We start from the raw sequence: 19,431 nt of genomic DNA, 5'->3' as shown, positions 1-19,431 counted from the left end.
GTAGATGTCAGTAAGGAGGAAACGTGCACAAAATCGGAATTTTAGGAGCTGCGGGCATTGCGCCGAACGCCATCATTCTGCCAGCCCGGCGTCGCTCTGATGTTTCTGTGGCGGCCGTCGCTTCTCGACGCGCAGACGTCGGGGTTGCATATGCGGCGAAGCATGGAATTCCAACTCACTACACAAGCTACGAAGCTCTCCTTGGCGATCCCGCGATTGACATAGTTTACAATGCCTTGCCGCCGTCAGGCCATGCTGAATGGACCATAAAAGCGCTCCAAGCAGGCAAACACGTGCTTTGCGAAAAGCCGGTGGCAATGAATGCCGCCGAGGCACTGGCGATGGTCAACGAGGCCAAAGTGCAGGGTCGCGTTTTTGCCGAGGCATTTCACGACAGATACCATCCAGTCTTCCTCCATCTTCTCGCCCTTAAGCCGCGCCTTGGCGCAATTCGTATCCTTCAGGCGGAATTTTCGGTGGGGATTCCCTACGATCCAAAGAATATTCGCTATGACCCGTCAGTTGGCGGCGGTGCTCTGATGGATCTGGGCTGTTATCCCCTGCACTGGCTCCGATCTTTTTTTATGGAAGGTGAGCCCGAAATTATTTCGGCACGTGCGCGCGTTTGCGCTCTGGGTTCCGACACGCGAATAGAAGCGCAGCTGAGGTTTGGCGGGGATACGTCGGCAACCATGATCGCCGATATTCAGGATCCACCCTCGCGCAGTCTGCTTCGTGTCGAGGGCGAAAAAGGGATAGTTGAACTCGATAACCCGTGCCTGCCGCACCGGGGGCATTCGTTGCGCGAATGGTTGTCGGGTCGATATAGCGAGTACACGATCGCGGGAGGTACGACATACGATTACCAGATCGCGGCCTTTCTCAATGCAATCGACACCCGCGTGCCCCTGCCGACAGGAGGACAAGATTCAATTGGCAATATGATTGCGATCGATCGGATCTATGAAATTGCGGGCGTTGTCAGACCGTGGCCCGCGCCGGCCAGGAGGTAGCACGGATGTTCGAGAGAAAAGCTTTAAGGAGGTCGGAAAGCCTCAATGCTCGCTAGCGTTACAGCATGGCATTCTAAATCAAAATCCGGAGGAGGTTTTGAAAGGACGGATCCAAGGAAAATTGCTGGCTTTTCCCTTCCTCGAACAGGAATTGTCCCGTGAGGTCCTTCTCGATTAGCCAAGAAGATCCAGGGAGCAGGCGTTGAGCAAGAGGGGCGGCATTACCTCATCAACCGATCAGATCATCCGTCGAAAATTGTCCGATGAGGTTCTTGCCCGACTGGAGCGAATGATTGCGACCGGGGAACTGAAGCCTGGGGACGAGCTGCCGTCCGAAGGTCTTCTGATGGAACGATTTGGGGTCGGTCGAGCTACGATACGCGAGGCGATGCGCTCTCTCGGCAAGATAGGTTTGGTAAGCATTTCTCGCGGCGAGCGGGCAAAAGTGTTGCAGTTGACCGCGAATTCAATCTTCCGTCAGGTTGATGTGACGGCGAGGGTGATGCTGTCGCAGTCAGCCGGGGCCTTGGAGCATCTGAAGTCTGCCCGCATATTCTTCGAGCGCGGAATGGCCCGTGAAGCGACATCGAAGACGACAGTTGATGACATCACGGATCTCAAAGAGATTCTTCATCATCAGCGCGGTGCGCTCGGCGATTCAGGGAAATTCATTTCCGCCGATAGGCAGTTTCATACGCGGATTGCCCAAATCTCGCGCAATCCGCTGTTCGTGGCCGTCAGCGAAGCTATGGTTTCGTGGGTCATGGCCTATCACACGGACATGCTGGTCTGGCCCGAGAAGGAAAGGTTCACGCTTGTCGAGCACGAAAGGATCCTGGACCGGCTTGCGGCCAAAGACGAGGAAGGTGCTGATGCAGAAATGCTGAAGCACCTGGAACGATCGTGGTCGCTTTACACCTGGTAGATATTGAATCGCGCGGCGGCCTCAACCGCTCCGGTCGCGCCGGTTTCAGATGCTTTGTTTTGGTTTCTCCCAATCTGACAAAGGGCGGAATTCGAGATTCGTGACGTTCACTAGTGGTTTGCTTCAAACTTGAGAGCAACCTCCAGCCACTCAACATGGGTGGCCGCGCTCCCTCCCTGCTAACGTAAAGACTAGAATAGGCGCTGGTTGTTCGGACTATCCGTCGAGAGAGCTCCGATGTCTTGCTGGAGCGATCTGCGATCCGCGAGCCAGTGCAAGGCGGCAGCGGCCAGGCCCTGGCTTGGCTGGGGCCGAGCATGAGGCCGGAATTCAACAGAGCGAAATGGCTATCCACGGTGACACTCGACGTGCGCTGACCCGATGTATTCGATGGCGGACGTGAAGGGCTTCTCCGGCGTCAGAACGTCTTGCCCGTTTTCTTCTTCAAACAGGCAGATGCCGGTGGACCATGCATTCAGCCCGCCAGATCGCTGGTCAGAAGTCTTGCGTAGGGGAAGAGTGCCGGGGAGCCGCCGCAATGGACGAACAGCACCGAGCTGCTCTTGGCGATGGAACCGTTCTCGACACATCCCATGATGCCGGCGAAGGCCTTTCCGGTATAGACGGGATCGAGAAGCATGCCTTCGCGGTTGCCGGCGAGCTTGATCGCCGCATTGCCCGCCTCCGAGGGGATTGAATAGCCGGGACCGATATAGTCGTTCTCGATGCGAATGTCGGCGGCAGTCCAGTGCATCTTCAGATCAAGAAGCGCAGCGCCGGCGTTGGCCATCGCGGCGATACGGTCACTGAACGGAACGGCGCTGCCGGTGACGGCGATGCCGACCACTTCCGTGTTCGGCCAATAGAGCGAGCAGCCGATGTGAAGGCCTGCCAGAGTGCCGCCGGAACCGACCGGGGCGACGAGATATTGCGGCGCCGGCGTGCCGGAAGCCATGTACTGTTCCGAGAGTTCCTTGACGGCATTGACGTAACCCATCGCGCCAAGCGCGCTCGCGCCGCCGAGCGGGATGATATAGGGCTTCTCGCCGCGGGCTTCTGCTTCCGCGGCATGGTGGTCCATACGCGGGTTGATTTCGGTGAAATAGGCATCCGGATCGAGGAAATCGATCTCGGCACCGAACAGATGATCCAGCAGGAGATTGCCCTGATACTGGTCCGGACGATTGCCCCGAAGCACGAGGATCGGCTTCATCCCGAACTTGCGGGCAGCGGCCGCCGTCATACGCGCATGGTTCGACTGGTGTCCGCCGGTGGTGATCAGCACCTTGACGTCCTGCGCTACGGCATCCGCCATCAGGTACTCCAGCTTGCGGACCTTGTTGCCGCCACCGCCGAAGCCGGTGAAATCGTCCCGTTTGACCGATAGGGCGATGCCGATTTCGGCGCCGAGGCGCTCCATCGGTTCGATCGGGGTCGGCAGGTAGCCGAGGGAGAGCCGGGGGATTTCTTCGAGCTTCATCTGCGGAATTCCTTCATCGCTGCCGAGGCGGATCGCCCCGAAAAGGAGGGCTCCGTTCTACGGCGATATATAATATATCCTATATCTACCCTGGCAAGATGCTTTTATCTATGGCATGCAAGATAGTGGGGCAGATGGGTATGCATGTGCCTTTTCGCGATGAAAGGAATGGACATGGCCGAACCTGTAATGACCGTTTCTGGCCTGAAAACCTCGTTCCGGCGCAAGGGTGTCTGGCTGCCGGTCGTCCGCGAAGTGTCCTTCGATGTCTCCGCCGGCGAAACGCTGGCGCTGGTCGGCGAGTCGGGCTCAGGAAAGAGCGTTACAGCATTGTCGATCATGCGGCTTTATGGACAGGACAACTGCCGGATCGAGGGTTCGGTGAGGCTGGATGGGCAGGAGCTTTTGACCCTGCCGGAGCGACAGATGCGCAATCTCCGCGGCAACCATGTCGCCATGATCTTTCAGGAGCCGATGACCAGCCTCAATCCGTCTTTGACTGTCGGTGACCAGATATCGGAAGTGCTGGTCGCCCACCGCGGCCTGCCTTTCCGGGATGCGGCAAAGGAGACGTTCGGGCTTCTCGAAAAGGTGCGTATCCCGTCCGCCCGCACGCGGCTCGCCGAATATCCGCACCAGCTCTCCGGCGGCATGCGCCAGCGCATCATGATCGCCATGGCACTCGCCTGCCGGCCGCGACTCTTGATCGCCGACGAGCCGACGACGGCCCTCGACGTAACGATCCAGGCGCAGATTTTGGAACTCATCAAGCTCTTGCAGGAAGAGGATGGCATGGCCGTTCTCTTCATCACCCATGACATGGGCGTCGTTGCCGAGATCGCCGACCGGACGCTCGTCATGTATAAGGGCGAGGCGATCGAACGCGGCGAGACGGAGGCGATCTTCGATCAACCGCAGCGCGCCTATACAAAGGCGCTTCTTTCCGCCGTGCCGAAACTCGGCTCTATGCAGGGCGCATCCGGCCCGGCGCGTTTCCCGCTGATCGATGTCGAAAGCGGCGTGCCGGTCGATGTGCCTCCGGTTGCCGATACCGTCTCCGTCAAACCGCTCCCGCTTCTCCAGGTGCGCGACCTCGTAACCCGGTTCGACGTCGGCGCAGGTTTCCTCGGGGCGACGTCGGGACGCGTGCATGCGGTAGAAAACCTGTCCTTCGATCTGAAAGCCGGCGAGACGTTGGCGCTTGTCGGGGAATCCGGCTGCGGCAAGTCGACGACCGGACGCACGATCACGCGGCTGCTGGACGCCAATTCCGGCTCGGTCAAGCTCGACGGCAAGGAGATCCTTGATCTCAAGGGCGCGGAAATGCGTGCCATGCGTCGGCATATTCAGATGATCTTCCAGGATCCGTTTGCCAGCCTCAACCCGCGCATAAAAGTCGGCGATGCCGTTGCGGAACCCCTGCTGGCCCACGGCATTGCGTCTGGCAAGGGCGACGCGCGAGACCGGGTCGCCGACCTGATGTTCAGGGTCGGCCTGCAGCCGGATATGGCAGGCCGCTACCCGCATGAATTTTCCGGCGGCCAGCGGCAGCGCCTCTGCATCGCTCGTGCGCTCGCCATGGCGCCGCAGATCATCGTGGCCGACGAGGCCGTCTCGGCGCTCGACGTCTCGATAAAGGCGCAGGTCATCAACCTGATGCTCGACCTGCAGGAAAGCCTCGGTCTCGCCTATCTGTTCATCTCCCACGACATGGCCGTGGTGGAGCGGATGAGCCACCGGGTGGCCGTCATGTATCTCGGCGAGATCGTCGAGATCGGGCCGCGCCAGTCGATCTTCGAAAACCCGCAACATCCCTACACGAAGCGCCTTCTGGCGGCGGTTCCGGTTCCCGACCCGTCGCGCCGCGGTATCCGGCGAGGGCTCAGCAACGACGAGATCAAGAGCCCGATCCGGCCGACTTCCTACGTGGTCCCGAAGCGGGACTATCTCGAAGTCTCTCCGGGACATAGGGTGCAGGTCTGGGGCGATGAATGGGGTACTGGTGCGGTCGCCGCGTAAATGCAGGGGAAGTCGCGATCGTCGGCGGCGGCATTATCGGTGTTTTAGGCCGCCTGGGATCGAGCCTGCCGCCGCGTCACGGTGCTGCTGCTCGAAAAGGGATTGGTCGGCGGTGAACAGTCCGGTCGACACGGGGGCTGGGTGCGGCTCGCCGGCCGCGACCTGAGCGCGAACTGCCGCTGATACTGCGCGCGCATGAGATCCGCCGCCATTCCGCCTCTCGAGGTTCAGAGACGGCAGCCCGATCGAGATCCAGAGCTGGCTTTAAACCTCTTCGGCGGGTCCGATCACGATCGGCAGGGCAGTATTGCCGGCCCATTCGTGCCAGGATCCGGTGTAGATCTTCACCTTGTCGAAGCCGGCGAGCCTGAGGCCGTAGAGCGCGGTGGCGGCCCTGGCGCCGCGGTGGCAATAGGTGATGATCTGGCGATCCGGCGCCAGGCCGGCGGCCTTGGTGATTTCGCGGATCTCGGAGGCGGGGCGATATTTGCCGTCGCGCAGCATGTCCTCGTAGAAGGCGAAATGCGAATGCGGAATGCGGCCGGGCCGGGCGCAGCAGGGATGCAGGAAGGTACCTTCGAATTCCGAACGCCGGCGGACGTCGAAAATGACGGCGTTGCGGTCCGAATGGCCGAGAACCTCGTTGGTCGAGGCGACAAGTTCACGCCGAAACCCATTCGGAGGGGTATCCGACTGCCGGATGGCGTCGGTGGCGCCGGTCGCCGGTGCGACCTCACCACCGATAGCTTCCCATGCCTGGATACCGCCGTCGAGAACGAGGCCGCCATCGAAACCGGCCAGTTCATGAAACCAGAGGCCACGCGGCGAGATCATGCCGGTCTGTTCCTCGAAGAAGACCGGAACGCGTCCCTGACCGATGCCGAGCCGTTCGAAGGCTTCGCGCGCACCCGCCGCCATGCCTCTTATCCCCGTCTCATCGCTTTGGGGAATGAAGTAGTCATAGACGTTGAGATTGATGGCACCTGGCAGCGTCTTTTCGCGCCACGCGGCTTCGGGGCGAACGTCGACTGGGATAAGTTGTCCTTGCGGGAGTGCCTTCAGCAGTTCTTCGGCGGTGATGATCATGACTGGGTCCTTTCCTTGCAATAGGCATCAGATGGCCGGCATCACGGTGCCGATCCCGAGTTCGTTTGCCCGTCGCAACAGACGCGCCGCAAAGGCAATGTCGAAGACGTTGAGGCCGAAGCTCGAGAAATAGAGCGATGCACCTGTCGGTGGCTGCCAGCCATCGAGGACGATGGCCGGTAGGTCCGCCGCGACACGCGAGGGCGCAAACTGGCCGGCGCGATACATCTGGAAGAGGCTTTTTGCACTCTTATCGGCAAAATCGCCCCAGAGGTCGACGGTGACGAAATCCGTCGCCGCGATCGTCTCGAATTTCACCTCGTTGAAGCCGATCTGCATGATCAGCCGGCCGGCACCCACGGCGGAGGCGTCGAGAAACGGTTCCGGCGCCGAGGTGCAGCAGAGAATGACATCCGCATTTTCCAACGCCTCGTGCAAGCGATCATGCGGGATGAGCCGCGTGATCGGGTTTGGGTCCGCCTGCTCGATCAACGTATCGAGATGGGTTCTCGTCCGGTTCCAGAGATGGACTTCGCCCAAGTCCGGAAACAGGCTGCGCAGCATGTCCAGATGCGTCTGCGCCTGTGCGCCAGCACCGAGGATAGTGACGGATTTCAAAGCGTTCGGCATCAGGCCGCGGATCGCGGCGGCCGAGACGGCGACGGTGCGCATGCGGGTCAGGAGCGCGCTTTCGACCGTGCCGAGCGGGGCGCCATCGGTCAGGCGGTTGATGAATGTGGTGCTGCTGATACTGGGAAGGTCGCCCACCGGTTCGGCGCGATGGACCGTCCATTTCAGGCCGGTCGCGTCGTAGACGCCGCCGACGAAGGCGGGGAGGCCATAGGCCCTGTAGCGGGGATCGGCGCCGAGCGGAATGACGCTTTCGGCGACCATGCCGGCCTTTCCATCGCGCAGCAGTCGGAGCGTTGCGTGTACGTCCTCGATGGCGGCTGTCCAGTCCAAGGCGCCTGCCTCGATTGCGTCGGCGCGGGAGAGATGGCGGATCGCGTTCATGGGGCATCCGCTTCGTCGGCAACGAGGTCTAGCCAGAGGGCGATCGACTCGATGAACCGGCGATATCCTTCGAGCGTCATGAACTCGTCGATGCCATGCGCATTGCCGCCGCGACCGGCACCGGCGAGAAGGAAGGACTTCGCATGCCGCGCAAAAGCATAGGCGGGGGCGGCGCCGATCGCCCAGGGCCAGACCTGTGGCGCGGCAAGGGCGGTCTTGTCGTAGCTCTTCAGAAGCGGTGCGACACCCGGGGCATCCGCGGAAAACCGATGGCCGGGATAGCTGTCCGCAACATTCAGCACGGCACCTGAAGTCGTCCTAAGTGCGTTGCGATAGTCGGCCAGAAAGTCGGCCGGATCGAGCGTCGGCGGGACGCGCAGTTCGAAGCCGGCGCGGGCGCCGTAAGGTATAACGCCATCGGCGGCGAGCGGCATGGTTTCGAGGCTGGAGATGTTGAAGGATGCCGTCGCCAGGACGTGTTCGAGGAGGGATCTGCCGTCTCCGTCCAGCGAAAACCGTTCCGTCTTGCGAAACTGCAGTTCGGCCGCCGGATCGAAGGCTGCGGCGAGCGTCGCGATGATGTCAGCGGCCTCCGGGTCGATTCCGATCCTGCCGAGTTCTCCGGTCGGGGGGGTGCCGGTCAGCGACAAGGCCTCGACCAGCCGGCTGGCGGGATTGGCGATCCAGGGTGCGTTGCTGGAGTGGATGGCTGCTTTCGGTCCTCCCCATTCGCCGCCTTCGACACGGACTTCGCCTTTGGCAATGCCGGAAAAGCCGAGATAGACCCGCGGTGGACCGCCGCCGTATTCGCAGAAGGACGGAAAGATGGCGGCAACACTCTGCCTCACCGGGCAGGCATCGTCGGCTAGGTAATCGCGCATTGCACGGCTGCCGCTTTCCTCTTCGCCATCGATGAGGATCTCGACATTGACGCGCAGCTCTCCTGCATCAGCAAGTGCCTTCACGGCCAGAAGCATGCCCGCGAGCGGCCCCTTGTTGTTCTCGGCACCACGGGCAACGAAGCTTTTGCCGATCTCCGGTAGGTCCATAATGCCGCCAGCGAAAGGATCGACCGACCAGCCCTGAGACGTCGCCGGCATGACGTCGTACATGTTGTAGAGGATGACGGTCGTCTGCGCACCGACATCGATACGCCCATGGATGACCGGCTGCCTGCCGCGCGGGGAGATGGCGGAGACAATTGTCGCCCCGAGTTCGGTCTTCAGCCAGCCGCAAATATCATTCGCCTGTCGCGCAAGAGCCTCGTCGTCGCCCTTCACCGAGCGGATTGCGCACCAGTGGCGTGTCAGCCCCAGTGCTGCGTCGAAGATACCATCCGAGATCACAGCCGGATCCTCGGATTGAGCCAGACATAAGCGAGATCGACAAGGAAGTTGACGACAACGAAGACAGCAGCGGCGAAGAGGACGACGGCCTGCACCACCGGAAAATCGCGGTTCTGTATGGCTTCGACGGCCAGACGACCGATGCCCGGCCAGGCGAAGATGATTTCCGTCACCAGCGCGCCCCCGAGCAGCGAGGCGAAATACATGCCCTGCACGGTGATGACAGGGATCAGCGCGTTGCGCAGCGCATGGTGAACGATGATGCGCCAGGAGGAAATGCCCTTGGCGCGGGCGGTGCGGATATAGTTCTCGCCCAGAACCTCGATCAAGCTGGCGCGCACCAGCCGGGTGATGGCGCTCAAGTAATAGGCGCCGAGCGCGATCGACGGCATGACGAGCTGCGCGACACTGCCTATGCCGCTTGATGGTAGCAAGCGCAGCGTCAGAGAGAAGAAGATGATCAGCAGCAGCGCCAGCCAGAAGACCGGGATCGCCTGGCCGAGCAGCGAGATGACGCGAATGGCGAAATCGATGGCGCTGTTCTTGCGCACCGCCGCGATCGTGCCGAGCAGGAAACCGAGCAGTGAACTCCAGACGAGTGCCGTGCAGGCTAGCAGCGCCGTCGCCGGCAGGCGTTCGACCAGGAGATCAAGTGCTGGACGGTGGAAGCGCAGCGACATGCCGAGCTCGCCGCTCAGCGCGCCGGCCAGGAAGCGGCCATATTGTAACCAGATCGGATCGTTGAAGCCCATGGCCTGGCGAAAGGCCTCGATTTCTTCACGCGATACATCGGGCGACATCATAAGGGCGGCCGGATCGCCGGTCAGGAACAGGGCGAAGAAGACAATAGCGGAGACGCCGAACATGACGACGATGCCCTGCAGCGCTCGTCCGGTGATGAAGCTCGCTGTTTTCATATCGTCAGGCATTCCTGCTGTCGGCGCGCCGCACGAGCCAGTCACCGATGAGATTGCAGCCGATCACCAATGCCCCGATGACGAGGCCGGGATAGAGAACGAGCCAGTTGGCAAGCAGGATATAGGAGCGGCCTTCGCCGATCAGATTGCCGAGCGTCGGTGTCGGCGGCTGCACGCCGAGACCGAGGAAGCCGACCGAGGCTTCCAGGATGATCAGGCGCGGCAGGTCCAGCGTCATCAGTACGGTCTGCGGCCCGACGATGTTCGGCAGGATGTGGCGGAAGATGATCGTCCTGTCCGGCAGTCCGATCGAGCGGGACGCATCGACATATTCCAGTTCGCGAATTTCCAGCGTCTTGGCGCGAGCGACGCGGGCAAACACAGCCCAGCCAGTAATACCGAGCACCACGACCAGGTTGGCCATGCTAGGCCCGATCACCGCGACGATCAACAGGATGAGCAGGATGAAGGGAATGGCGAGCTGAACATCGACGGCGCGCATGATGACGATGTCGAACCAGCCGCGATAATAACCGGCGATCATGCCGAGCGTCGTGCCGAGCACAACGGAGATGGCAGATGCCGCGATCACGATCGACAGCGAGATCAACGTGCCGAGACCCAGCCGGGCGAGAAGATCCCGCCCTAGCTGGTCAGTTCCGAGCGGATGGAGTTCTCCGCCGATGACGGAGAGCGGAGGCTTGAATGTCGCGGTCAGGGTTCCGCGCACCGGATCGATCGGCCACAAAAGTGGCACGAAGAGGCAGAGCGCCAGGACCGTGACCAGAAGGAACGTCGCAAATATCGCATCTGCGTTGTCCCTGACATTCCAAAACCGCGTCATGCTGTCTTATCGCTTCCTGATGTCGAAGATCGGGATACGCGCGTCCGGGCGCCCTTCGAAGGTAACCGATTTCGCCTTACCGTAAAGCGCATCCTCCTGATAAAGCGGGATGAGCGGCACGTCCTTGGCAGCCAGATCCTGAATCTGAGCGAGCACCGCTTCGCGTTTCGCCGGATCGACGATGGCCCGGCTTTCGTCGAGAAGCTTGTCCATCTCCGGGATCGAGGCCGTCGAGTAGGGCTCGCCGGTCTTCATGATGGCATAGACGGCGGCGTCCGCATCGAGCGTCTGGGTCGAACCCCAGCCGAGCATGAAGATCGGGCCTTTGCGCGGCACCTGCTGCGCATAGACGGACCAATCGAGCACTTCCTGGTCGATCTTCACGCCGATGTCGCCAAATTGCTGGGCGATCGCCTGTGCCACTTCGCTGTCCTTGATGTAGATGTGCGAGGACTGCATCTTGATGCTGAAGCCGTTCGGATAGCCCGCTTCCGCAAGCAACGCCTTGGCCTTGGCAGGATCGTAGGCCGGAACTGGAACGTCTTTGTAACCGAAGTCAGCGGGGCCGACCTGGGTGCCACGTGGAGCCGCCATGCCCTGAAGAATATTATCGACGATCGATTTGCGGTCGATGGCTATATTGAGCGCCTGGCGGACCTTCACATTATCCAGCGGCTTTTCCTTCATGGTAAGGCCGAGATAGATGGTAAGACCGCCATTCTTTACCTGCACGAGATCGGCGTCGGGGCTTTCCTTGACCAGCGGCAGCAAGTCCACCGGGACTTTTTCGATAATATCGACTTCGCCGGTCAGAAGTGCGGTGACGCGAGCAGTGCCGTCCGGAATCGAGCGCCAGGTGACCTTGTCGATTGACGGTGCGCCGCGCCAGTAATCCTTGTTGGCTTGGAGAATGACATGCTGGTCTGGAATGAACTCGACGAATTTATACGGGCCGGTGCCGACGGGATGGGTGGCAAACTTGTCGTTGCCGACTTCCTTGACGTATTTCGGCGGGACGATATAGGCCGGGTAGCGGCTCATGCGGGTTGGAAGCAGCGGATCGGGGCCATTGGTCTTGATGTGGACGGTTGACGGATCAACGACGTCAACACTGGCGATAGTGCGGATGTAGGAGACCGTCGGCGACTTTGCCGCCGGATCGAGAACGCGGTCGAGGGTGAACTTGACGGCCTCGGCGTCGAATGCCTCGCCGTTGTGAAACTTGACGCCCTCGCGGAGCTTGAATTCCCATGTCGTGTCGTCGATCGCCGTCCATGAGGTCGCAAGTCCGGGTACGAGCTTCATATCCTTGTCTCGCATGACCAGCGTGTCGAAAATATTATCGACGATGGTCGCGGCCTCGCGAAGGAAGCCAGGGTCCATGGCGGTAGTGGAAGCGCTGCGGCCGACGACGAGATCGGCAGCTTCGGCGGTCGCTGTGGTGACTGGCAGCAGCATGGATGCCGCGAGAGCTAAAGCAACTAGTCTTTTCATTAGGCCTTCACCTTCTCCGGAGTTGACATTTCCCCCGTCCGGCAGGACGGCAGTTGATAGCGCGACGATATATGATATATCCTGTATGAGCAAGATATGGGCAGTTCCGAATCTGTGATAAAAAACAGGCAAATTTTCCAATGACGAGGGTGATGTGAGTACAGCTTTGTTCAATGCAGCTCCGAGAAAGAGCCTAGTTACGCATGTCGAGGATGAAATCCGCGCGGCGCTTATCGAGGGCCGGCTGGAGCCCGGGACCAGGCTCGTCACGAAGGATCTGGCGCACTCGCTTGGCATTAGCATTACACCCGTTCGCGAAGCTCTGGTGCGCTTTGCCGCCTCCGGTGTCCTGGCCGCGGAACCGGCTCAATCTTTCCGGGTGCCGACGATGACGGTGGCGCAGTATTCCGAGATCGCCGAGATCCGCAAATCTGTCGAAGGGCTTGCGGCCTATAATGCTGCAGGCAAAATTAACGGCTCGGAAATCGCCGAGATGCGAGGGTTGCTGAAGAAATACCTCGCCGCGAAGGCAGAAAAGAACCAGCATCTGGCGCTGACGCTGAATAAGGAATTCCGCTTCGTCCTTTACGCGGCGGCTCGCATGCCGACCCTTCTCGGCGTTATCGAAATGCTTTGGCTGAGGGCCGGACCGGGCTTCAATTATCTCTATCCGGAGGCTCAGTCGGGATCCGGCGATCATCACAACTACGACGACCTAATGCAGGCGCTACAGCATAAGCGGGCCGATGCAGCCCGCGCGGCGATCGAGCATGCGATAGAGGATGGTGCGCGCATCGTCATCGAAGCCCTGCAGCAGCGCGAAGCGCAACGGGTGACCGTGAAGTGACGGGCCTCGGCAAGGCATCGAACAGCAAGATTCGCACTGCCGCTCATTGGGGTGTCTACGAGGTCGTGCCCCAGCCGGTGGGCAGCCCCTCAATAAGGGGCGCCGCAGAGGATTCCGATCCGTCGCCGATCGGCCTTCATATGGCGTCGGGCGATCTGAAGAAGGTGCGCATAGCAAGACCGTCTGTCCGCAGGAGTTGGCTGGAAAACGGACCCGGTTCGAGCCCTCACTTACGAGGACGTGAGCCCTTCGTCGAAGTAGAATGGGATGTGGCGCTTGATCTTCTCGCCCGTGAGTTCGAGCGGGTCTGCTCGACCTTCGGCAATGAGGCGATCTTCGGTGGCTCCTACGGATGGGCAAGCGCCGGACGGTTCCATCATGCGCAAAGCCAGGTTCACCGGTTTCTTAATCTGATCGGCGGCTATGTGAGCCATGTTGACAATTACAGCCTCGCGGCCGGTCGGGTGATCCTGCCGCATGCGGTTGCCTCGACCGAAATCCTGCTCGACCAGCATACGTCTTTCGACGTGATGGCGAGGCACACGACGCTGTTCGTCACCTTCGGCGGCGTGCCTGTGAAGAATGCCCAGATGTCGCCGGGAGGGGCTGGCCGCCACCGGGTGACGGCAGGCATGCGGGCCATGGAAAAGGCCGGAACCCGCTTCGTCAATATCAGCCCGGTCTGCGACAATATGCCGGTCGATAGCGAGTGGCTGGCGGTCCGCCCCAATACGGACGTGGCGTTGATGCTGGCGCTCGCCTTTGTGCTGGAGACCGAGAACCTTGCAGACCGCGTCTTCCTCAACAGCCACTGTACCGGCTATGGCCGGTTCAGGCCCTATCTGCTCGGGCACACGGATGGCATTGCCAAGACGCCGGAATGGGCATCCGCAATCTGCGGCATCGATGCCGACCGGATAGCCTCGCTTGCCAGGGAAATGGCTGCAAGCCGGACGATGATCAATGTCTCCTGGTCGCTGCAGCGCGCCGTGCATGGGGAACAGCCTTTCTGGATGACGGTGACGCTGGCAGCGATGCTCGGTCAGATCGGACTTCCCGGAGGCGGTTTCGGTGTTGGCTATGGCGCACTGAATTCCGTAGGGCACGATAATGCCCGGTTCAAGTTCGGCACTTTCCCGCAGGGCCGGAACCCGGTCTCGACCTTCATTCCGGTTGCGCGCGTCGCCGACATGCTGCTCAATCCGGGCGCCAGCTTCACCTACAATGGAAAAAACTACAGCTATCCAGATATCCGTCTCGTCTATTGGGCGGGTGGCAATCCGTTCCATCATCATCAGGATCTTAACCGCCTCCTGAAAGCCTGGGAAAAGCCGGAGACGATCGTCGTCAATGAGCCCTATTGGACGTCGACGGCAAAGCTCGCCGATATCGTCCTTCCAGTTACGACCTCGCTGGAACGCAATGACATCGCCGCTGCCGGCGGCGAGGATCTGGTCGTCGCAATGAAGAAGGTCGAAGAACCTTTTGGCCAATCGCGCAACGATTTCGACATTTTCGACGCGCTGGCCAAACGGCTCGAGATCAATTTCTCCGAAGGCCTCGACGAGGATGGGTGGCTGCGGCGCATCTATGCCGTGAGCCGAGACAATGCAGCCGCCAGAGGCATAGCCATGCCGGATTTCGAGACATTCTGGAAGGCAGGCCTCTTCGATCTCGGCCCCGAGGCAGGCCCGGTCGTCATGTTAGAAGCGTTTCGCCACGCGCCTGGTGCGAACCCAGTTCCGACGCCGTCTGGTCTGATCGAGATCTTTTCCGAGACGGTCGATAGCTTCGCACTCGCCGATTGCCCCGGCCACCCGATCTGGTTCGAACCGCCGGAATGGCTGGGGGCGGCATCGCGCGGCGAACAGGAACTGCATTTGATCTCGGACCAGCCGGTGCGCCGACTGCACAGCCAGCTTGATGCCAGTCCGCACAGCAAGGCAGGCAAGGTGGCAGGGCGCGAGCCGATCCATATCAGTCCGGCCGATGCGGCTGATCGTGGCATCGCTGATGGTGATCTGGTCGAAGTCTTCAACACCCGCGGCCGGCTGATCTCCGCGGCCGTCGTTTCAGACGCGATTATGCCGGGTGTGTTAAGGCTTTCCACCGGCGCCTGGTTCGATATGGACCGTGATAGCAATATTGAGCGGCATGGCAATCCGAATACCGTAACGCTCGACATCCCGGCGTCCTCGCTGTCACAAGGCTGCAGCGCCCAAACATGTCTGGTCGCTATCCGTAGACTCGATTCCGACCCGCCGCCGCCGGTCCAGGCTTTCAACACTCCGGATTTTACATCATGATTTTTGGACCCGATGTCGCAGGTTTGGACTGAGAGTATCTATTTATTCGATTCATATTCACGCCGGGCCAGGATATCCTCCTTGAGGCAGCAGCGCCCATTACATGGTCTCCGATGCTGGGGCTTTGGCGCCGAGGTCAATGAGGAGCTCATCTCCCAGCAGCGCTTCGAGTACTGGGAGGCACCGCACATGCGGAGGAGGGATGGGTCCTATACGAACTGGTAGCCGTGGCGCGTTTTACGAGGGACTGGAGGCCGGTCGTCGATTGCGAGGGGGCGACTGATGGCGATTCCGACCTGAAAGCGGACACTCGGTCGCGGGACAGTCGGTCCCGCTTCTGCAGCGCAACGCTGGCGCGACTGCGGCTGTCCTTCCTTACACACTCGTGTGTGACGTGAATTCCCGCTTTCTCCCGCGTGTCCGCGCGATCGCTTTGCTGAAAGCTCTGATACGCTTCGTTCTTTTCTGACCGATCCTGCGCCGTCGATTTTCCGCGAACTCCCCTCCACAGGCAGTGTCGCACCGTGGAATCGGCCATCGCGCAGAACTGGAGGGAAGGGAGCCTACCCATTGCTGGGGGTGCGGCATCACTTAGTTTTTCCCCAGCATTCCGGCGCACTTATCGCTTGCTCGCGTGCCGCGACGCCCAGGCGCGTTGCCCCGGTCGAGACGAGCTTTCGCGGATGACGAGTTCACCTGGAAGGAGCGTCAGGGTTGGAGGAGGTAGTGGCGCATCGGTCTCCATCAGGGCGATCAGACGTTCGACCGCAGCTTTGGCCAGAGTGGCGCCGTCGTTGCGCACGCTGGTGAGGGTCGTATCGGAGAACTCTCCGAACTCAATGTTATCATAGCCCACGATGGATAGTTGTTCGGGAACGGACACGCCATTGACCTTCGCCCAGCGCATCGCCCCGAGTGCGAACATATCCGATGTGGCAAAAAGCGCTGTCAGCCCGAGATTGCGCGCAGCCAACGCGCCCATGCCTTCAAAACCCGCCGCTATGCTGAAGCCTATGGGCTCGTAGATCTGCCGTTCGTCTAGAGGAAGGCCATGCACACGATGCGCATGTCGGAATCCCTCAATTTTTAGGGGCTTGTCTTTGATGGGCCCGAGCGCGCCAATCCTCTTGTGCCCAAGTGCGATCAAGTGGGTCGTGGCGTCGTAAGAGGCCTGAAATTCATCGACGCCGACGGCATCGAGGCCCGTGTCCCGTGCACCGACCAACATAACGATCGGGAAGTTCCGCTCTCGCAGCCGGCGCAAATGGCCAAGTTTGGTGTGGTCCACCGGATAGATCAGCAGCCCATCCACCATGTGCCGCCGAAACATCTCGATTGCGGCGGTTTCCTGTTGCGGTGTGCTGCTGCTTGCAAAGAGCACGCCATAGCCGCGATCTGACATTTCTCGCTGCAAGGCGGTGGCCACCGCCGTCGGCTGCGGGTTGGTCAAATACTCGACCAACATCCCCACCGTGTTACTGCGTTTCAGCACGAGCGACTTGGCTGAATTGTTCGGCACGTAGTCCAGCGCCTCGGCCGCTTTGAGGATCGTGTCGCGGGCTGCCTGAGATATCCGCGTGCTGCCCCGCAAGGCCAGAGACACCGTATTGGTGCCATATCCGGTCTTCGCAGCGATATCTGCCAATGTCGATTTCCGCTGCCGCGTCAAATGCTATCTCCGTGCCGGGATGTCAGTCACACACGATGTGCTTACCGCACAACAAATGACTTGCAAAGGGAATGTAGTAGCGTTACTACATGAAAATGACGTAACCTTACTACATGAGCATGCGAATGAGGCGCCATTGAGGAGTGGCGTGCCAGAAGGCACAGGGCGAGAGGTGGCGTTGATTGCCTGGATGCCGTCGCCCGGGCGGACCGCTGAAGAATTGCAACCTTGGAGGAGGAAATCATAATGTTTAACGGCAAGAAAGCCGCTCTCGGCGGCTTGGCTGCACTGTTTCTGACAACGTCGGCGCAGGCGCAGGATCTCAGTATCGAGGTCTATACCAATTGGGTGTCGGGCGGTGAGTCGGTGGCCCTGAACGCCATCGCATCGGCCTACGAGGCCAAAGGGGGGAAATGGATCGACTTTGCCGTTCCGGGCGACTCGCTCGCACCTGCAGTGACGCGCATTGTTGCGGGGGACCCGATGGGTGCGGCGAAGTTCAGCACCGGCACCGATCTGGACGAGCTTTACAAAGCGGGCCTGCTCTCTGACATAGATTCCGTTGCTGCCGAGCAGAAGTGGCAACAGCGGCTTCCTGATTTCGTGTGGAAGGCGATCACGCGCGACGGCCATGTCTATGCCGTGCCGATCAACGCGCAGTCTGAGGTCTGGCTTTGGTATTCCAAGCCGGTCTTCGCCAAGCTGGGATTGACCGAACCCAAGACCTATGACGAGTTGTTCGCCGATCTCGACAAGATCAAAGCGGCGGGCATTATCCCGTTTGCGGTGGGGGGCCAGGACTGGCAACTGATTATCCTGTTCAACAAGATCCTCGCCGGTGTTGCGCCCGATGTCTACCTGCAGATGCAGACGGCGGATTACGAGGCAGCGATCAAGTCCGACGGCTTCAAGCGCGCCGCCGAGATCTTCGGCCGCCTGCGCGCCTATGATGACGAGGGCAGCCCGGGTCGCCAGTGGAACGTCGCAGTCAATATGGTGGCTACCGGTCAGGCAGCCATGATGGTGATGGGCGATTGGGCCAAGGGTGAATTCACGGCGGCCGGTCAGAAGCCGGGTGTGGACTATGGTTGCGTGCTCGGGCCTGAGAATGACGGCATCATCCTGACCGGGGACGCTTTTATCTTCCCGAAGTTTGATAAGCAGCGCCCGGGACAGCTTTTGCTGGCTTCCGTGATGCTGCAACAAGACACGCAGGTTGCCTTCAACAATGCCAAGGGTTCGATGCCGAGCATTCTCGACGCCGACGTGAGCAAGATGGACGAATGTACGCAGAAGGCCATGGCGGTGCTGCAGGATCCGGCCAAGCGGCTTCCAGGGATCCCCTATGCCCTGTCCGCGGATCGGCGGCAGGGCATGCAGGATGCTGTCTCGAAATACTGGAGTGACGAGGCGGCTAAGCCGGACAGTCTCGCCAATGCGATGCTCGATACGTTCCACTCCACGAACTAGGCCGAAGCCTAGTTCCTGCCGGCGGGTGTACTCCCAGACCCGTCGGCGCCCTCCGCCAACTCTTTCGCGAGTGGCATGATCCATCACATATCACTGGAAGACGCTATGGCCCGCCCTGTCAGATTGAGGAGACTGCCTGCCGTCATTGCAATGACACCGACGATCTTCTTCGTCTCTGTTGTGATTTGCTTTGGCTTGGCATGGACAGTCTGGACGTCGTTTACCTCCTCCAAGCTATTGCCAAACAACGACTTCGTCGGCCTTCAGCAATATGCCCGCCTGTTCGATTCCGACCTGTGGCAAATGGCCATCGCCAACATCGCCATATTCGGTCTATTGTTCATCGGCGGGTGCCTGACGCTCGGCTATGTTCTTGCGGTGCTTTTGGATCAGAACATCCGCTTCGAGGATGGATTCCGAACCATCTTTTTAATGTCAGCCTCGCTGAGCTTCGTGGTGACCGGAATCGTCTGGCAGTGGCTGTTCGATCCCACTTTCGGAATCCAAGCCGCGGTTCGCCATTTCGGCATCAGCAATTTCAGGTTCGACTGGCTTACAAAAGAACAAACCGCGATCTATGCGTTGGTCGGGGCCGGCATCTGGCAAGCCACCGGACTTGGCATGGTCATCATGCTGGCTGGGCTCAGGGGGATCGACCAGGACATCTGGAACGCCACTAAGATTGATGGTGTCGCGAAATGGCGTGTCTATGTCTACGTCATCCCGGGCATGATCCGGCCGATGATCCTGACCGCTGCAGTTCTGCTATCGCTGACCGCGATCAAAATCTACGATCTCGTCGTCGTGATGACGGGGGGTGGCCCGGGAATATCCACTGAAGTGCCAGCCTTGTACGTGATGGACATGCTGTTCCAGCGCTCGAACCTGGGTCAGGCGACGGCTGCCGCGACGATCATGTTGCTGACAATCGTCGTGCTGGTCGGACTGCCATGGTGCGTTCTCCGACTCTACCAACTCAGAACCGCGAAGGGGCAATGAGC

Annotated in this window: 15 protein-coding genes; 7 read left to right on the top strand and 8 right to left on the bottom strand. The window is 60.3% G+C overall.

Annotation, left to right across the window (positions count from 1 at the left end):
- The first annotated feature begins 23 nt into the window (after window positions 1-23).
- Both PMI11_RS23060 and PMI11_RS23055 read left to right on the top strand, forming a co-directional pair.
- Window positions 24-1,013, top strand: coding sequence for a Gfo/Idh/MocA family protein (locus PMI11_RS23060; RefSeq protein WP_007821870.1), 990 nt, complete (start codon window positions 24-26; stop codon window positions 1,011-1,013).
- Between the two features lie 220 nt (window positions 1,014-1,233).
- Window positions 1,234-1,938, top strand: a complete 705-nt coding sequence (locus PMI11_RS23055) for a transcriptional regulator NanR (protein ID WP_037071965.1) — start codon at window positions 1,234-1,236, stop codon at window positions 1,936-1,938.
- 475 nt (window positions 1,939-2,413) lie between these two features.
- Here PMI11_RS23055 and PMI11_RS23050 read toward each other — a convergent pair whose 3' ends face one another.
- Window positions 2,414-3,418, bottom strand: a complete 1,005-nt coding sequence (locus PMI11_RS23050) for a 1-aminocyclopropane-1-carboxylate deaminase/D-cysteine desulfhydrase (RefSeq protein ID WP_007821868.1) — start codon at window positions 3,416-3,418, stop codon at window positions 2,414-2,416.
- Between the two features lie 174 nt (window positions 3,419-3,592).
- Here PMI11_RS23050 and PMI11_RS23045 point away from each other — a divergent pair, with 174 nt between their 5' ends.
- Entirely contained in the window at window positions 3,593-5,437 is a 1,845-nt protein-coding gene (locus tag PMI11_RS23045; RefSeq protein ID WP_007821867.1) for an ABC transporter ATP-binding protein, read from the top strand.
- 264 nt (window positions 5,438-5,701) lie between these two features.
- Here the strand turns inward: PMI11_RS23045 and PMI11_RS23040 are convergent, their stop codons facing one another.
- Genes PMI11_RS23040 through PMI11_RS23015 form a run of 6 tightly spaced genes read right to left on the bottom strand, consistent with a single transcriptional unit; the run spans window position 5,702 to window position 12,138 of the window.
- Entirely contained in the window at window positions 5,702-6,523 is an 822-nt protein-coding gene (locus PMI11_RS23040; RefSeq protein ID WP_007821865.1) for a sulfurtransferase, read from the bottom strand.
- 27 nt (window positions 6,524-6,550) lie between these two features.
- Window positions 6,551-7,537 carry an ornithine cyclodeaminase gene (locus PMI11_RS23035; RefSeq protein ID WP_007821863.1) on the bottom strand — a complete coding sequence of 329 codons (987 nt, stop codon included), beginning with the start codon at window positions 7,535-7,537 and terminating at the stop codon, window positions 6,551-6,553.
- Window positions 7,534-8,883, bottom strand: a complete 1,350-nt coding sequence (locus PMI11_RS23030) for a M20/M25/M40 family metallo-hydrolase (RefSeq protein WP_007821862.1) — start codon at window positions 8,881-8,883, stop codon at window positions 7,534-7,536. Before PMI11_RS23030 ends, PMI11_RS23035 begins: the two co-directional genes overlap by 4 nt.
- The gene (locus tag PMI11_RS23025; protein ID WP_007821860.1) at window positions 8,880-9,800 is read right to left on the bottom strand and encodes an ABC transporter permease; all 921 of its coding nucleotides are present in this window, start codon (window positions 9,798-9,800) and stop codon (window positions 8,880-8,882) included. Before PMI11_RS23025 ends, PMI11_RS23030 begins: the two co-directional genes overlap by 4 nt.
- Window positions 9,801-9,804: 4 nt before the next feature.
- Complete coding sequence (locus PMI11_RS23020) at window positions 9,805-10,644, bottom strand: ABC transporter permease (RefSeq protein ID WP_007821859.1); 840 nt, start codon at window positions 10,642-10,644, stop codon at window positions 9,805-9,807.
- Between the two features lie 6 nt (window positions 10,645-10,650).
- Window positions 10,651-12,138, bottom strand: coding sequence for an ABC transporter substrate-binding protein (locus PMI11_RS23015; protein ID WP_007821856.1), 1,488 nt, complete (start codon window positions 12,136-12,138; stop codon window positions 10,651-10,653).
- A gap of 154 nt (window positions 12,139-12,292) precedes the next feature.
- Here PMI11_RS23015 and PMI11_RS23010 point away from each other — a divergent pair, with 154 nt between their 5' ends.
- Both PMI11_RS23010 and PMI11_RS23005 read left to right on the top strand, forming a co-directional pair.
- Entirely contained in the window at window positions 12,293-12,985 is a 693-nt protein-coding gene (locus tag PMI11_RS23010; protein WP_007821855.1) for an FCD domain-containing protein, read from the top strand.
- On the top strand, window positions 12,982-15,291 hold the full coding sequence (locus PMI11_RS23005) for a molybdopterin guanine dinucleotide-containing S/N-oxide reductase (RefSeq protein WP_007821853.1): 2,310 nt from the start codon (window positions 12,982-12,984) through the stop codon (window positions 15,289-15,291). Before PMI11_RS23010 ends, PMI11_RS23005 begins: the two co-directional genes overlap by 4 nt.
- A 619-nt stretch (window positions 15,292-15,910) precedes the next feature.
- Here the strand turns inward: PMI11_RS23005 and PMI11_RS23000 are convergent.
- Window positions 15,911-16,936: a LacI family DNA-binding transcriptional regulator gene (locus PMI11_RS23000; protein WP_244430653.1), complete on the bottom strand. Its 1,026-nt coding sequence runs from the start codon at window positions 16,934-16,936 to the stop codon at window positions 15,911-15,913.
- Between the two features lie 270 nt (window positions 16,937-17,206).
- Between PMI11_RS23000 and PMI11_RS22995 the strand changes: the two genes are divergently transcribed.
- The gene (locus tag PMI11_RS22995; protein WP_007821851.1) at window positions 17,207-18,430 is read left to right on the top strand and encodes an ABC transporter substrate-binding protein; all 1,224 of its coding nucleotides are present in this window, start codon (window positions 17,207-17,209) and stop codon (window positions 18,428-18,430) included.
- A gap of 105 nt (window positions 18,431-18,535) precedes the next feature.
- Window positions 18,536-19,429, top strand: coding sequence for a carbohydrate ABC transporter permease (locus PMI11_RS22990; protein WP_007821850.1), 894 nt, complete (start codon window positions 18,536-18,538; stop codon window positions 19,427-19,429).
- Window positions 19,430-19,431: the final 2 nt, after the last annotated feature.

This window comes from Rhizobium sp. CF142, from assembly GCF_000281145.1.
In the GTDB taxonomy this organism is placed as follows: Bacteria; Pseudomonadota; Alphaproteobacteria; order Rhizobiales; family Rhizobiaceae; genus Rhizobium.
The sequence above is the reverse complement of the archived record's forward strand: the minus strand, read 5'-3'. Positions and strand labels throughout refer to the sequence as shown.